Consider the following 14,889-nt stretch of genomic DNA (forward strand, 5'->3'; position numbering starts at 1 on the left):
GGGTCAGGGAGTCTGGACGGCGGCGACGATGGCGTCGATCACCGATTCCACGGGAACCTGCTCGGCCACCGCGTCAAAGTTCAGGATGAGCCGGTGCCGGAGCACCCGGTGGGCCAGCGACCTGACGTCCTCGGGGATAACGTGGTCCCGGCCGTTCAGCAGGGCCACCGCCCGGGCTGCCTGGCTGAAGGCAATGCTGGCCCGGGGGCTGGCGCCAAACTCGATGAATCCGGCAAGTTTCGCATCAATGTACGCGGGCGCGTTCCGGGTCACGTACACCAACCCCACGATGTAGTTGATCACCGCCGGATCGATGTAGATGCGGGCAGCCAGTTGCTGGATCCCGGTGACGGCGTCCAGGGAGGCGGCAGCGGCGGGCTTCTGCTCCGGGGTGTAGACGCCGGCGTCGATCCTGCGGATGATCTCGGCCTCTTCGGCCGGGCTGGGGTAATCCAGGACGTCCTTGAGCATGAACCGGTCCATCTGCGCTTCTGGCAGCTGGTAGGTACCCTCCTGCTCGATGGGGTTCTGGGTGGCCAGGACAAGGAATGGCGAGGGCAGCCGGTAGTCCTGCCCGCCGATGGACGTCTGGCGTTCCTGCATCGCCTCGAGCATCGCGCTCTGGGTCTTGGCGCTGGAGCGGTTGATCTCGTCCAGCAGCACAATGTTGGCGTGGACCGGTCCGAGCTGGGTGTGGAAGCTTCCCTTGGCGGCGTCGTAGATCTGTGTTCCCACGATGTCGCTGGGCAACAGGTCCGGGGTGCATTGGATCCGGCGGAATTCACCGCTGACGGCGTCGGCAAGGGCCTGCGCGGCGGTGGTCTTCGCCAGCCCCGGGACGCTCTCCAGCAGGATGTGTCCGCCGGTCAGCAGGCCCACCAGCAGCGATTCCCGCAGCCGGGGCTGCCCCACCACCTTGGCATCGAAACTTCGTGAAATGTTGGCGGCCACCTGCTGCGCCCTGGCCAGCTCCGCAGGTTGGATTCGTGCGGGCACGCTGGTCGAAAGCACTGGATTCCCCCTGATGACGGTGTTGGGCGGACGGTCCGGGCCGGCCGCGTCCCGTCCGTCATCCTATCCAAGCCGGGCAGCCCCGGCCCGGCAATGGGCACCCCTCCCCATGCGGGTCCGGCAGGTCTATCCTTTTGCCATGATTGAGCTCCCAGCCAGTTACAAGGAATATCTCGCCGACAAGAGCCAGATGGTCATCGACACCGTCAGGCCCGTCCTGATGCAGTCCGCTGCCGATAAACTCCACGGCGTCCGCGTGGTGGACACCCACCACGGCCACCAGGCCCATCTGGATGACACCCTGCCGTTCGGTGTGGTGCTTGAGGACATCGATTAGCCCCTTACAGCTCCCGACAGGGCCAGTGAGTTGCCGGACCCGCGCGCCACGATGGCGTAGAGGGCCAGGACCGGAATCGAATAGAGGATCGAGAATGCGGCCAGTTGGCCGTAGGCAACTGCCCCGTGCTGGCCGAAGAAGCTGAAGATCGATACTGCTGCCGGCTGCCTGCCCTCGGAGAGCAGCAGCACGAACGGGACGAAGAAGTTCCCCCAGGCCTGGATGAAGACGAAGATGAACACCACGCCCAGGCCGGGCCCCATGAGCGGCAGCACGATTGCACGCAGGCCCGCCAGCCGGGAGGCGCCGTCCACCCAGGCCGCCTCCTCCAGCGCCAGGGGCACGGCATCCATGAAGTTCCTGGTCATCCAGATGGCCATGGGCAGGCTGGCGGCTGCCAGGAACAGCACCGTGGCCGGGAGGGAATCCAGCAGCCGGAACTGCACGAACAGGCCATAGACGGGCACCATGATGGCCGTGACGGGCAGGCAGGTTCCGAAGAGGATGCCGGACATGAACGGGGTGGTGAAGCGGGAGCGGTAGCGGGACAGGGGGTACGCGGCGGGAACGGCGGCCGCCAGCGTCACGATCCCCGTCCCGGCGGACAGCAGCAGGCTGTTCCACAGCGGCCGGAACAGCAGTTCCGGAGTGAGGACGGCGGCGAAATTGTCCAGGGCCGGCCGTTGCGGGACCTTGACCGCATGTCCCGCGGCAGGATCCAGCGAGCCGAGGACCAGCCAGAGCAGCGGCAGCAGGAAGCACCCCCCAATCAGCAGCAGGATAACGTCCGCCAGAATGCTGCGCCTGCCTTTTCGCCCGGCGGTCACGGCTTCTGCTCCTTCAGCAAACGAAGGTATGCTCCCCCGAATACTCCGCCGATGAGGATCAGGACCGTAGCGACGGCGGTGCCATAGCCGATGTCTCCGAACTTGAAGGCCTCCTGGTAGGCCAGCACGGGCAGGGTGGTGCTGCCGTTGGCAGGACCGCCGGCGGTCATGACCCAGATCAGGGTGAAGACGGCCAGGGTCTGCAGCGTGACCAGCATCAGGTTGGTGGCTATGCTGCCCCGGATCACCGGAAGGGTAATGGACACCAGCCGCTGCCAGGCCCCGGCACCGTCCATCTGTGCAGCTTCGGTCAGCTCGCCGGGGACTCCGGCAAGCGCGGACCGGTAGACCAGCATGGAGAAGGCGGTCCCGCGCCACACGTTCGCCAGGATCACGGCCGCCATGGGAACCGCGTAGAGCCAGTCTGTCTCCGCCAGTCCCAGCCCGCCGAGCAGCTGGTTGAGTGTTCCGTCGCGGCTGAAGAAGGCGTAGGCTGCGAACGCCGCCACGATCTCCGGCAGGACCCAGGCGGCGACGACGGCGGTCCCGACAGTTGCGGAGACCACCGGCCGTGCACGCCGCATCAGGACCGCGAGGGCGAGCCCCAGCACATTTTGGCCCAGGATCGCCGAACCGGCGACGAAGAGGACGGTCAAGGCCAACGACAGCGGAAAGGTTTGGTCCTGCAGCAGCCGCTGGTAGTTGTCCAGGCCCACCCAGTCGGGGTTCCTGGCGTGGCGCCCGGTGAGTGCGGCGTTGGTCAGGGAGGCGTGGAAGGCCCACAGCACCGGGCCGGCGAGGAACACAAGCAGAAGCACGACGGCGGGCAGCACCGGCAGGTACCGGACCACGTGCCGTGTGCGGTGGCTGGCGGGCACCGCTTACTTCCGGATGGTTTTGTCGCCGCCCACAATGCCGGCCACGGCCGCGTCGTAATCGGCTGCCGCCTGTTCCGGGGTCCTGTTACCGGTGATAACGGCTTCGGTGGCCTCCTGCACGGCAGCGGAGATCCGCGGATAGTCGGACGTCGCGGGGCGGTACCGGGTGACTGCGACCAGGCTGGACACGTCCTTCACGAACGGGTTGGCAGATTGGTAGCCGTGGTCGGCAGCGACGTCGGTGCGGACGGCGATCTGCGAGCTGTCCACCGTGAACCTGAGGGAGTTCTTTGCGTCCAGGGCGGTGGTCAGGAATTTGAACGCGAGGTCGGGCTGCTTGGTTTCCGCGCCCACGGCCAACGTCCATCCTCCGGACATGCTCACTGCGCCGGGCGGGCCCCCTGCCTGGGTGGGGAACGGGGCCACTCCCATGTCCTGCCCGTACTCCGGCCAGGCGTAGCTGCCGCCGTCCTGCCAGAACGACGGCGCGTAGGAGCCTTCCACGGTTGCGCCAAGTTTTGCCTTCGGGAACCATTCGCCGAACACCTTTTTCCAGACGTTCGGATCCAGCGCCTCGGCCGGAGGCACTGCGAGCTTTTCCCCATAGAGGGTTTTGAGGAAGGCCAGCGAATCCTTGAAGCCGGCCGAGCCAACGACCCACTTTTTCGAATCCTGGTCATAAAGGGCCGTCCCGGTGCCGTACAGGAGCTCGTAGAAACCCTGCATCACGCTTCCTTCACCGGTGCCCTTGCCGGCATACATGTTGAAGGGAATCACATCCGGCTGGGAGGCCTTGATCTTCCTGGCGGTGTCCAGGATCTCCTGCCAGCTTGACGGGCGCCACGGCAGGCCAATGCCGGCAGCCTCAAAAACCTTCTTGTTGTACCAGATGGCACGCGTGTCGGTGCCCAGCGGGACCGCGTACGTGCCGCCGTCGTCCGCTTTGCCTGCTTCCTTGGCGCCGGCATCGAACTTGTTCCAGTCCCCCCACCCGGACAGGCGGCTGTCCAGGTTCAGGAGGTAGCCGGCGTCCACGTCGGAGCGGACCTTGAACGTGTCCTCGTAGAAGACGTCCGGGGCGGTGGCGGGCGACCGCAGCGCCAGCGCCAGCTTGGTGCCGTAATCGTCGTCATTGGCCTGGATGGGCTGCAGCTCAATTGCCACACCCTGGTTGGCGGCCTCGAACTCCTTCTTCGCCTCCTGGAACATGGTGTCCAGTACCGTGAACGAGTCTGTTTTCTGGTACGCCACCTTGATGGTCCGGTTTCCGCCGGCAGGATCGGCGGGGGTGCAGGCCGCGAGGACCAGGACTGCGGCGGCCGCCAGCGATGCGGCTTTGGATGCCCGGCGGAACACGGCCCCGTCAGCTTTCCAGCAGGAGCCGCTGGGCGCGCGGCGCGAGCGTATGTTCCAGGACCAGCGAGGCGGCGCCGATGGCGCCCACGTCCTCCCCCACCCCTGTACCCACGACTTCGATGGGGTGGATCAGGCGTGCGGCGCTGTTGGCGTCCAGCAGCGGCGGGACCAGTTCGAGGTAGCGCTGCGACAGGCAGGTCCAGAACGGGCCACCGAAGACCACCCGTTCAACATCCAGGGTGTTGGTGACCACCGAGACCGCCCGGGCAACCAGGACGGCGGACTTGTCCAGGATGGCGGCGGCGCCCTCGTCGCCGGCGTAGGCACGGGCGCACAGCTCGGAAAAGCTCTGCTGGATTTCGGCGGCACTTCCGGCCTGGGCCCCCTCCAGGACTCCCGCTGCCACAGCTTCCGCCACCAGGACCTGCGGTATGCAGGATGACTTCACGCAGCCGCGCTGGCCGCAATCGCAGGGCGGTCCGTCCGGGTCCACGATGATGTGGCCGATCTCGCCGGCGTTGCCGGATGTGCCGCGGACCACCTCATCGTTCAGGACGATCCCGCAGCCGATGCCGGTCCCCATGTACATGAACACGAAACTGCCGGCGCCGCTGGGGCCGCCCGCCCATGTTTCCGCCACGGCGGCGCTGGTGACGTCCTTGTCCACCAGCACGGAATAGCCGGTGGCCTTGGCCAGCGCGTTCCGCAGTTCCACCCTGTCCCATCCGGGAAGCAGTGGCGGGTCCACCACGGTGCCGTGGTCCAGGTCGATGGGACCTGGAGCGGCCACTCCGAGTCCTGCGATGCGGGCATGGTCCACGCCGGAATCCTCCACGAGCTGGGCCAGCTCCGCGGCGATGGTGGCGATCACGGCGGCGGGATCGTTTCCGCCCGGGGTCTTGATCCGGGAGTGCCGCACCACGGCTCCCACGAGGTCAAGCACCACGAATGTGGTCACGGCCGGGTCCAGGTGGACACCGAGGGCGTACATGCCGCCGGGGTTCAGGCGCAGGATGGTGCGGGGCTTGCCGGGGCCGCTGCCCTCCTTGCCGGCTTCGACGATCAGGTTCTGGTCCAGCAGGCGGCGGGATATGTTCGAGATGGTCTGCGGCGACAGGCCAACGATCTGGGCGAGTTCCACCCGGCTCAGTCCCCCGGAGGTCCTGCGGATTGCGTCGAGGATGACCGTGAGGTTGAAGTCCCCCATCCTGGGCAAGTTGGTTCCGCGCCTCGGAGAGGATGGGCGGATCTCAGACACGGTGTCCCCTAAACGTCTTCGGCTACCTGGCGGTGGTGATGCTTTGAATCGTACGTTAAGCGTCCGCCACCGCCCACATGTCCTGCCAGCGGCGCGGCGGATGTCGTGGCCGGTGAGGGGAAGGAAGGGGTCAGCGGGACCTGCGGGCGCTGCGGGTGACGGTGAACTTCGGGTTACGGCCCTCCACCGCGGTGGGCCCGACGGACCGCTCCAGGGCGGGCAGGTAGTCCAGGTGCCGGTTGTACACCGTCCACAGCTCGCCCCCCGGAGCCAGGACCCGTCCCGCGGCTTCGATCATCTTCAGCCCGGCGCCGGCGTGCACCCCGGCACCAACATGGAACGGCGGGTTCAGGAGTACGGCGTCCACCGAGCCGTCCGCGAAGGTGCTGAGCGCATCGTCCTGCAGCACCGTGATCCGGTTCCCAAGACCATTCAGGCGGGCGGTGGCCAGGGCGGACTGGACGGCCGCCGCGGACTGGTCGGTTGCCGTCACCGCGGCCTCCGGGAACTGCCTGGCATACATTGCGGCGAGGATACCGGTGCCGCATCCGAGGTCGACGGCGTGGCGTGCCGGCTTCATGGCGGGCAGGAACGTCAGCAGGAAGCGCGTGCCGATGTCCAGCCTGGCGCCGGCGAAGACAGCGCCGTGCGCGGCGACGTCCAGGTCCAGTTCCGCAAGGTGTTCAACCACCGGAAAACGCGGGGATGCGGCGGCGGTTTTGGGACCGGCCGCGAGGAGGATCCGCGATTTTTGCCGCGCCAGCTGCGGCTGCACGGACACGAAATACCGTTCAAGGACGGCGTTCATGCCCAGTGACATGTGCTTCACCCGCCCACCTGCGAGCAGCCGGACATCCGGTGCGGCGTACCTGGCAACGGCGGCAGCGATCTCCTCAAGCTCGGCGAGGGTCTTGGGGAGTTGCAGCAGGACGGTGTCCGCTCCGGCCAGCAGTTCGGGCCCCAGGGGCAGCTGCATGAAACTGGACCCGGCGCTGTCTGCCGGAAGCCCGGCAGCCTCCCGCCTCGCTGACAGTTCGGCCGCGTTCAGCCGCAGGGCCCGCTCCCCGGTGACCAGGTCCTGGTGCACGCGAAGCGACGCCGGGGCCAAGGTCTCGGCGGTGCCGAGAGTGAGTGCTCCGTAGCGGTCTCCAATAACCGCCACGCCACCGCCCGCCCGTCCCAGGGCGACAGCTGTTTCCAGCAAGAGCCGGTCGGTGGCGTCCCAGGCCTGCAGGTTGGGGGCTTCCACATCAGGCCGCCGTCGCAGCCCGTCGAAGATGTCCGCCAGGGTGTTTGCTGCCACCGGTGTGCTGCCGCCTTCTGTCGCCTCTGCCGGCCCCGGGACCCGGGGCATCACCCCCACGTTACCGGTTCCGCCGCCGTCACCGTCGCCATCGCCGGCAGCTTCAGGATCGCTGCCACTGCTGCCCGTCCGGCACGGTTGGCGCCGATGGTGGACGACGACGGGCCGTACCCGACCAGGTGGACGCGCGGCTCGGCCGCCACCTGCGTTCCGTCCATGGCGATCCCGCCGCCCGGTCCCCGCAGCTGGAGCGGCGCCAGGTGTTCCAGTTCCGCCCTGAACCCTGTGGCCCACAGGATGACGTCGGCCTTGAGCAGGGTGCCGTCGGCGCGGCGGACCCCCTCGGGTTCAATGGCGGTAAACATGGGCTGCCGGTCCAGCGCTCCCCGTTCCTTCGCTGCACGAAGGGCGGGCGTCCAGATCAGGCCCGTCACCGATACGACGCTTTGCGGTGGGAGCCCCTTGCGGACGCGCTCCTCCACGAGTGCCACGGCGTCATGGCCCGCCCTGGCATCAAACGCTTCGTCGCGCCACACCGGCTCCCGGCGCGTGAACCAGCTGGTGGAAGTGACGCGGGAAATCTCCTCCAGCAGCCCCACGGCAGAAATCCCGCCGCCCACCACGATCACGTGCCGGCCGCGGAACTCATCCGCGGACACGTAGTCGGCCACATGCAGTTGCCTGCCGCGGAACGAGGAACGGCCGGGATAGATGGGCCAGAACGGGCGGGTCCACGTGCCCGTGGCGTTGATGAGTGCCTTGGCGCGCCAGTCGCCGTCGGACGTTTCGATCCGCAGCCGGCCGGCCGGATTGCTGTCCTCGCGCCGCACGGCCCGCACCTTCACCGGCCGGTGGACGGCAAGCCCCAGCTCCGCCTCATAGCCGGCGAAATAGCGGGTCAGGAATTCCGAGCTTGGTTCCGCGGGGTCCACCTCCGGCTTGGCGATCCCGGGAAGGTCGCTGATCCCGTTGACGGTGGCCATGCGCAGGCTCTTCCAGCGGTGCCGCCACGCGCCGCCGGGACCTTCCCCGGCGTCGAGCACGGCGAAGCTGAGCCCGCGGCGCTGGAGATGGTACGCCGCCGACAGGCCTGCCTGGCCGGCCCCGATGACCACCACATCGGTTGGGTCAGGAATCACTCCCCCATGATAGTCGCGGAGGGCTGCCGGGCCTTAGGGTGGGCGCATGGACACTGAAGACGCCGGACAGAGCGGAACCGGAGTGCGTGGACACGCCGCCAGGCTGGAGAAGGCGCTGGGGGTGGTTTTGGGCACCAGCGAAGTCCCGCTGAGGCTGCGGGCATGGGACGGCTCGGAAGCAGGCCCCGCCAACGCACCGGTCCTGGAGTTCAAGTCCCGGAAGGCTTTGCGGCGGATGCTCTGGTCACCGGGGCAGCTTGGCCTGAGCCGGGCGTACGTGGCAGGCGACATCGACGCCCCCGGTGACATCTTCGAAGCCTTCGCTGCGTTGAGTTCAGCCGGGAAGTTCGCCGAGCCCGGACCCTTCCGGCCGCTTTCCGCCAGCGAACTCTGGCTGCTGGTGCGTACCGCGGTCCGGCTGGGCGCTGTTGGACCCAGCCCTGCCCCTCCGCCCGAAGAGGCGCGGATCGCCAGGAAGGGCAGGATGCACTCCCGTGGACGGGATTCGGCTGCCATCTCGCATCACTACGACGTCGGCAACGATTTTTACGCCTTGGTGCTGGGACCCTCAATGGTCTACTCCTGCGCTGTGTGGCCGGACGAAGGCGCCCCTCCCGGCGGCGGGCCGGACAATGGACTGGACTCGGCGCAGGAAGCCAAGCTGGACCTTGTCTGCCGCAAGCTGGGCCTCCAGCCCGGGATGCGGGTCCTCGATGTTGGCTGCGGGTGGGGCAGCTTCGCCCTCCATGCCGCGGCAAGGTACGGCGCCAGGGTGGTGGGCGTGACGCTGTCAATGGAGCAGGCCATCCTGGCCCGCAAGCGCGCAGCCGACGCCGGCCTCACCGACAGGGTGGAGATCCGGGTCCAGGACTACCGGGACGTCAACGACGGGCCCTACGATGCCATCAGCTCCATCGGCATGTCCGAGCACGTGGGACGGCCCCAGACCCCTGCCTATGCCGCAGCGCTCTTCGGGCTGCTCCGCCCCGGCGGCCGGCTGCTGAACCATGCCATCTCCTGGAACGCCGGCCCCACCGCCCCTGATCCCGACTCATTCATCCCCCGGTACGTCTTCCCGGACGGCGAGATGATCAGCCTGGGCGAAATGGTGTCCGCCCTGGAGACTGCCCGGTTCGAAGTCCTCGACGTGGAAGCACTGCGCCCCCACTACGCGCTGACCCTGCGGGCGTGGGTCAGGCGGCTGGAGCAGAACTGGGCGGAAGCGGTGCAATTGGCCGGAGAAGGGCGCGCGCGGGTGTGGCGGCTGTACATGGCGGCCAGCGCCATCGGATTCGAAAACGGACTCACTGGAGTCAACCAGGTCCTGGTGCGCCGTCCGGGCGGGGAGGAACCGCCGTTGCGCCGCACAGCCTGGCTGTGACGCAAGCGCCTTCCTGCCAGGACGCAACCTGGCAGGAAGGCGGCTTGGCGACCCCGCGGTCAGGCCCCAGCGCGGTCAGGCCACCGGGGAAGGTCCGCCCGGCTGGGTGAAGTGCTGGGTCTTTTCGATCTGCACCACTTTGGGATCCGTTTCATCGGCGGCGTAGTCCGTGGGGCGGGTAAGGTCTTCGCCGGTCCGGACCTTGAGGGCCCGCATCACCAGGGTCAGCACGGCGGCGACCACCAGGTTCAGCGCGAACGCCGACACGGCAATGTAGACGCTGAAGTCCGTGCCGGGAATGGGGGCCACCGAACCACCAAAGTGTGCCTTGGTCACGGGGTTGACCACGTTGTAGGCGGAGACGGTACCGAAGATGATGCCCACCGCCCAGCCGATCAGCAGGGCCCAGCGGTCGAACCAGCGTGTGTAGAGGCCGGCCACCACTGCGGGGAAGGTCTGCAGGATCCAGATGCCGCCCAGCAACTGCATGTTGATGGCCGCCGACTGGTCCATGGCGATCACAAAAACCAGGGCGCCCACCTTCACCACCAGGGAGACAATCTTGGACACCTTCGCCTCCGTTTTTGGATCGACGTCCGGGCGGATGAAGTCGCGGTAGATGTTCCGGGTGAACATGTTGGCGGCGGCAATGGACATGATCGCTGCAGGCACCAGGGCCCCGATGGCAATCGCGGCCAGTGCGATCCCGGCGAACCAGGCCGGGAAGTGGTCAAGGAACAGCTGCGGGACCACCAGCTGCGGATTGACCGATCCGTCCAGGTCGATTGGCTTGGTGCCCGCCTTGATGGCCACGAAACCCAGCAGGGCCAGGAATCCGAGCATCAGGGAGTACAGCGGCAGGATGGCGGCATTGCGGCGGATGGTGTTGCGTGCCTTCGAGGCCAGCACCGCGGTCACCGAGTGCGGATACATGAACAGCGCCATGGCCGAGCCCAGCGCCAGCGACCAGTAGGCGGAGTAGTTTGCCGCCCCGGGGACGAAGACACCCGCCGGCTTGCCCGTGGCCTGGTTCACCGCGCCCAGCTTGGTCTGCGCCGCCCCGAAAATGGTGTCCCAGCCGCCGAACTTGATGGGCAGGTAGATCACGGCGACAATCACGGCAAGGTAGATCAGGAGGTCCTTCACGACGGCGATCATCGCCGGGGCGCGCAGGCCCGAGGTGTAGGTGTAGGCGGCCAGGACCACGAAGGCCAGGATCAGCGGCAGGTCGGTCAGCAGCACGTTGCCGGAGCTCCCCAGGCCAAGGACGGTAAGGACTGCCTTGATACCCACCAGCTGCAGCGCAATGTAGGGCATGGTGGCGACGATGCCCGTCACGGCCACGGCCAGGGAGAGCCAGCGGCTGCCATAGCGGCCGCCCACGAAGTCCGCCGAGGTGACGTAGCCGTGGCGGTGCGATACGGACCACAGCCGGCTCATGATGATGAAGATGATCGGATACAGGACGATCGTGTACGGAACCGCGAAGAAGCCGCTTACCGCGCCGGTGGCCCACATGGCTGCCGGCACCGCCACGAAGGTGTACGCGGTGTAGAGGTCCCCGCCCAGGAGGAACCAGGTGATCCAGGTGCCGAAGCCGCGGCCGCCCAGTCCCCACTCGTCCAGGCTGTGCAGCCCTTCCACTTCGGTGCTGCGGCGCCACTTGGCGGCGAGGAAGCCCATCACGGCCACGATGACGAACAGCAGCACCACAATGATCAGGGCAGTCCAGTTGATCTCGCGCGTGTTCATGGCCGGCCACCTCCCAACCCGGCCCCGGCGGAGCCACTGCCTGCCTGGGGCGGGCCACCTGCGCGCGCCTCGGCCCGCCGTCGTCGGTCTTCCTTGGTGACCAGCCAGTACGCACTGCCGGTCAGGATCGCAGAGATTGGCACCCACAGCAGCTGGTACCAGTAGAAGAAGGGCATCCCTGCCAGCCGCGGCGCGTCAAAGGAGTAGAGCTGCGGCATTAATGGGAAAAGGATGGCGGCGGCCAGCAGGATACCGGCGCCGATATAGGGTGCGGGCCTGGCCGGTCCGCGGATAGCGGTGTCCCGGGTCAGGCGCGGTTCATCCGGAAAAGCCCCGCCGTTGCGGTCGTAGCCGTCTGCGTGGGACATCTGTGACCTCCTCGTCAGCCTGTCCCGCGGCCGCCGCTTTGGATGAAAGCTGTCCGGAGGCGGGACGATGTGCCCTCAACCACAGTTGTACCGCGCTTTGACCTGCGCCGGAAGGGTTTCGGCCCAGTATCGGTTGCCGGTGGCAACAAAAAAAGGAACCATCACGTGTGATGGTTCCCTTTCCGTACTGGTGGAGCTGAGGGGACTCGAACCCCTGACCCCCTGCATGCCATGCAGGTGCGCTACCAGCTGCGCCACAGCCCCGTACGTTTGTTTTCCGGTGGAATTCCCCGGAGCAACCTGACCAGAGTAATGCACTTTTCCGCTGGACGCCAATCGGCGGTGATCAGGCGTTTGGGCACCCCACCACGACGCCTTGACGCGACAAAAAAGTCCGCCGGAACCACATGGTTCCGGCGGACTTTCCGGTGGAGCTGAGGGGACTCGAACCCCTGACCCCCTGCATGCCATGCAGGTGCGCTACCAGCTGCGCCACAGCCCCGGATTGTTGCTGCCCTTGCGAGCTATCTTCAGGGTCTCCCCCGAAGCAACTCAAATATCTTAGAACAGCATTTCCGAAAATTCCAAATTGGGAATATTCGCCGCCAGGCGTGGCCTACTCGCTGTCGGAAACAGCGCCGGCTTTGGCTGACGCGTCATCACCGAGCTCCAGGTCGACGACGGGGCAATCCTTCCAGAGACGCTCAAGGGCGTAGAACACGCGGTCCTCCTCGTGCTGGACGTGGATCACGACGTCGGCGTAGTCCAACAGGACCCAGCGGCCGCCGGACCGGCCCTCGCGGCGCACCGGCCGCAGGTCCTGCTTGGCGAGCTCTTCCTCGATGCCGTCCACGATGGCGTTGACCTGGCGTTCGCTGGGCGCCGAGGCGATGAGGAAGACATCGGCGAGGGCCAAACGTTCGCTGACGTCCATGGCGACGATGTCCTGGGCGATCTTGTCCGCGGCGGCCTTGGCGGCCGTGCGGGCTATAGCGATGGACGATGATGTTGCAGTCACAAGACTCCTTGTTTTGGTTAAGTGTTGGTGCCGGCTGGCAGGTCAGCGGGACATGCCGCTGACGATCAGGATGATCCCGGCGATGAGGGCCAGGATCCCGAAGGCGAGGATGCAGAACTGGAGAATGCGGTTCCGGCGGGCCCTGGTGAGGCCGGCGGTGGCGGCATCCAGGGGATCGAGCCCGTAGGCGGAGCGGGCGGGAACCCGGGGAAGGTCTTCGAAAAGATCCTCCGACTGGTCTTCCGGCCGCGAAACCGGCTTGGGACGGCTGGCGGCTTTGGCAGCCGCCTCGGCGCGGGCGATGACCTGTGAGCGGCCGGTTGCCGCATCCGGGGCTGGCGCTTTGGGCCGTGCGGCGGGCCTCCGTTTTCCAGCGCCCGGTACTTTCGTGCCGGGCAACTTGGTACCGGGCCGGGTGGTCACCGGAACGTGGGAGGTGGCCGGCGGTTTCATGACCGGCCGCTCCACGCCCGGCACCTGGACGAACTCCAGGGGCGTCACCATCGCGAGGTTGCTGGCCGTTGACGGGCCCGCGGTGTCCTTTTGCGCCGGAGCGTTGCCGGGGGCGCCGGCGGGATTGCCGGCCTGCTCGGCAAGTTTCTGCCGGGCCATGGCGCGGCGGTTCAAGACGGCGGCCCGTTCGGCCAACGCAATTTGCTCAGCCAGGATTTCGGGATCCACGGCTTCCGGATCCAGGGAAGCGATGTGCTCCATCTTGGCAATCTGGTTCCTGGCCTGCGCGGCGATGAGTGCGCGCGCTTCCAGGGCCTGTTCCACCGTCATGCCCTCCGGGGCGCCGGCGGGGGCATGGGCAGGGTTGATTGCGTTGGTATTGTCCGCGCCCTCTCCTGCCCCGCCGGTGTCTTTGCCTGGCGTGGCAGGCTTGGGGGTACCTGGCGTGGCCGCCTTGCCCGCAGGAGGAGGGGCGGCCGGAACGATGGGGTTGGCGGACGTCAGGGCCTGCTCCTTGAGCTGCTGCAAGCGCAGCTGGCGCCGGGTGGGGGGCCCGCCGGCAGCAAGCTGCCCTTCCTTTTCCTCAAGCTCCTTGATGGTGCGCAGTGCGGCACGGTCGCGGGCGCGGATCTGGGAGGAGCGTTGCATGGCGGCCTGGTCCGACGGCGCCTGGGTGTGGGCTGCCGGGGCGGCTCCCCCTGCGGAACCGGAGGCGGGCGCCGAATCCTGGCCGTCCTGCGCGGGCGCGCTGTCAGCCGGCCGGTTAGCGGCCGGTGGGCGCTGCTCCGTGGCAGGCAAGGTGGCCTGCTGGGCGTCCCTGGCCTTCCGGAGTTCCCGGCGGCTGCGGATTGGGGGCTGTTCCTGACTCATTGAGAACTCATTCAGTACTGGCTGGTTCGCGTGCTTCGGACGTTGCGTCATCCGCGCCTGCCGGTGCCTCCGAGTACAGACCGTACTTGGCGATGTACTGGACCACCCCGTCCGGGACGAGGTACCAGACCGGGCTGTTGGAGGCCACCCGGGCGCGGCAGTCCGTCGACGAGATGGCCATGGCGGGCACTTCCAGAAGGCTGACGTCGTCCCGGCCCATGCCGTCCAGAACGTGCCCGGGCCGGGTCACGCCAACGAAGTGGGCGAGCGACCAGAGTTCGTCGATGTCCTTCCACGACAGGATCTGCGCCAGCGCATCCGCGCCGGTGATGAAGAACAGGTCGGCGTCCGGGCGCTGCGCCCTGAGGTCGCGCAGGGTGTCGATGGTGTACGTGGGACCGGGGCGGTCGACGTCGACACGGCTGACGGTGAACCGTGGATTGGAGGCCGTGGCGATGACGGTCATCAGGTAGCGGTGTTCGGGCTCGCTGACCTGTTTATGGGACTTTTGCCATGGCTGCCCGGTGGGAACGAAGACCACCTCGTCAAGGTCGAACTCCGCTGCGACTTCGCTGGCCGCCACAAGGTGGCCGTGGTGGATGGGATCGAAAGTCCCGCCCATCACGCCCAGGCGCAGCCTCCCCCGGGCCCCATTGCGTTGCAGGTTGTGGGAAATGTTAGTGGCCCTGCCCGCGATCGTGCTTGTTGGGGTGCTGGCGGTGCGGATCCGCGTGCTCATCCGTGGCAGCGTGCCGGTTGCCCAGGTTGTTGTAGGACCAGGCAATGAGCATCAGCACCACCAGGATGCCGAACATGGACACGCCGAAGACCCACGGTTCGGCCCACAGGGGCGCGAGCTCCTCGTGGCCTGATTCGCCTGCAGCGGCGACGGACGTGGCAATCTGCTGGAGCAGCATTTTCTCCCCTTGTTCAAGGAT

Annotated in this window: 15 protein-coding genes and 2 tRNA genes; 2 read left to right on the forward strand and 15 right to left on the reverse strand. The window is 67.3% G+C overall.

Going from position 1 to position 14,889, the window contains the following annotated elements:
• Positions 1 to 3 precede the first annotated feature (3 nt).
• The gene (locus PV772_RS10355) at positions 4 to 1,011 is read right to left on the reverse strand and encodes a MoxR family ATPase (RefSeq protein WP_347886085.1); all 1,008 of its coding nucleotides are present in this window, start codon (positions 1,009 to 1,011) and stop codon (positions 4 to 6) included.
• Between the two features lie 109 nt (positions 1,012 to 1,120).
• Between PV772_RS10355 and PV772_RS10360 the strand changes: the two genes are divergently transcribed.
• Entirely contained in the window at positions 1,121 to 1,348 is a 228-nt protein-coding gene (locus PV772_RS10360; RefSeq protein WP_141181711.1) for a hypothetical protein, read from the forward strand.
• On the opposite strand, the gene PV772_RS10365 is transcribed toward PV772_RS10360, so the two are convergent.
• From PV772_RS10365 to PV772_RS10390, 6 genes are all read right to left on the reverse strand, one after another.
• Positions 1,345 to 2,175 (reverse strand): carbohydrate ABC transporter permease, encoded by an 831-nt coding sequence (locus PV772_RS10365; RefSeq protein WP_347886086.1) that lies wholly within the window; start codon positions 2,173 to 2,175, stop codon positions 1,345 to 1,347. The two genes, PV772_RS10360 and PV772_RS10365, sit on opposite strands and share 4 nt — an antisense overlap.
• Complete coding sequence (locus PV772_RS10370) at positions 2,172 to 3,053, reverse strand: sugar ABC transporter permease (RefSeq protein ID WP_141160240.1); 882 nt, start codon at positions 3,051 to 3,053, stop codon at positions 2,172 to 2,174. The genes PV772_RS10365 and PV772_RS10370 overlap by 4 nt, the downstream gene beginning before the upstream one ends.
• A 3-nt stretch (positions 3,054 to 3,056) precedes the next feature.
• The gene (locus PV772_RS10375) at positions 3,057 to 4,409 is read right to left on the reverse strand and encodes an extracellular solute-binding protein (RefSeq protein ID WP_347886087.1); all 1,353 of its coding nucleotides are present in this window, start codon (positions 4,407 to 4,409) and stop codon (positions 3,057 to 3,059) included.
• 7 nt (positions 4,410 to 4,416) lie between these two features.
• Complete coding sequence (locus PV772_RS10380; protein WP_141160238.1) at positions 4,417 to 5,616, reverse strand: ROK family transcriptional regulator; 1,200 nt, start codon at positions 5,614 to 5,616, stop codon at positions 4,417 to 4,419.
• 181 nt (positions 5,617 to 5,797) lie between these two features.
• Entirely contained in the window at positions 5,798 to 6,970 is a 1,173-nt protein-coding gene (locus tag PV772_RS10385; protein WP_347886088.1) for a methyltransferase, read from the reverse strand.
• Between the two features lie 50 nt (positions 6,971 to 7,020).
• Positions 7,021 to 8,109, reverse strand: a complete 1,089-nt coding sequence (locus PV772_RS10390; RefSeq protein ID WP_347886089.1) for an FAD-dependent oxidoreductase — start codon at positions 8,107 to 8,109, stop codon at positions 7,021 to 7,023.
• Between the two features lie 46 nt (positions 8,110 to 8,155).
• Between PV772_RS10390 and PV772_RS10395 the strand changes: the two genes are divergently transcribed.
• A complete protein-coding gene (locus PV772_RS10395) occupies positions 8,156 to 9,490 on the forward strand; it encodes a class I SAM-dependent methyltransferase (RefSeq protein ID WP_347886090.1) in 1,335 nt (444 codons plus the stop codon).
• Positions 9,491 to 9,565: 75 nt separating this feature from the next.
• Here PV772_RS10395 and PV772_RS10400 read toward each other — a convergent pair whose 3' ends face one another.
• The 8 genes from PV772_RS10400 to PV772_RS10435 all read right to left on the reverse strand — a co-directional run bounded on the left by PV772_RS10400 (position 9,566) and on the right by PV772_RS10435 (position 14,868).
• The gene (locus tag PV772_RS10400; RefSeq protein WP_141181715.1) at positions 9,566 to 11,242 is read right to left on the reverse strand and encodes a sodium:solute symporter; all 1,677 of its coding nucleotides are present in this window, start codon (positions 11,240 to 11,242) and stop codon (positions 9,566 to 9,568) included.
• A complete protein-coding gene (locus tag PV772_RS10405) occupies positions 11,239 to 11,610 on the reverse strand; it encodes a DUF3311 domain-containing protein (protein WP_141181716.1) in 372 nt (123 codons plus the stop codon). The genes PV772_RS10400 and PV772_RS10405 overlap by 4 nt, the downstream gene beginning before the upstream one ends.
• Positions 11,611 to 11,798: 188 nt before the next feature.
• Positions 11,799 to 11,874: transfer RNA gene (locus PV772_RS10410), tRNA-Ala, on the reverse strand.
• A 165-nt stretch (positions 11,875 to 12,039) separates the two neighbouring features.
• A tRNA-Ala gene (locus PV772_RS10415) sits at positions 12,040 to 12,112 on the reverse strand.
• A gap of 114 nt (positions 12,113 to 12,226) precedes the next feature.
• A complete protein-coding gene (rsfS, locus tag PV772_RS10420; RefSeq protein WP_141160232.1) occupies positions 12,227 to 12,628 on the reverse strand; it encodes a ribosome silencing factor in 402 nt (133 codons plus the stop codon).
• A 42-nt stretch (positions 12,629 to 12,670) separates the two neighbouring features.
• Positions 12,671 to 13,951 carry a hypothetical protein gene (locus tag PV772_RS10425; protein ID WP_347886091.1) on the reverse strand — a complete coding sequence of 427 codons (1,281 nt, stop codon included), beginning with the start codon at positions 13,949 to 13,951 and terminating at the stop codon, positions 12,671 to 12,673.
• Positions 13,952 to 13,958: 7 nt separating this feature from the next.
• Positions 13,959 to 14,588, reverse strand: coding sequence for a nicotinate-nucleotide adenylyltransferase (gene nadD, locus PV772_RS10430; protein ID WP_307357101.1), 630 nt, complete (start codon positions 14,586 to 14,588; stop codon positions 13,959 to 13,961).
• A 40-nt stretch (positions 14,589 to 14,628) separates the two neighbouring features.
• Positions 14,629 to 14,868: a hypothetical protein gene (locus tag PV772_RS10435; protein WP_141160230.1), complete on the reverse strand. Its 240-nt coding sequence runs from the start codon at positions 14,866 to 14,868 to the stop codon at positions 14,629 to 14,631.
• Between the last annotated feature and the right edge of the window lie 21 nt (positions 14,869 to 14,889).

Origin of the sequence: Pseudarthrobacter sp. CC12 (genome assembly GCF_039907755.1) — a bacterium.
Classification (GTDB): Bacteria; Actinomycetota; Actinomycetes; order Actinomycetales; family Micrococcaceae; genus Arthrobacter; species Arthrobacter niigatensis.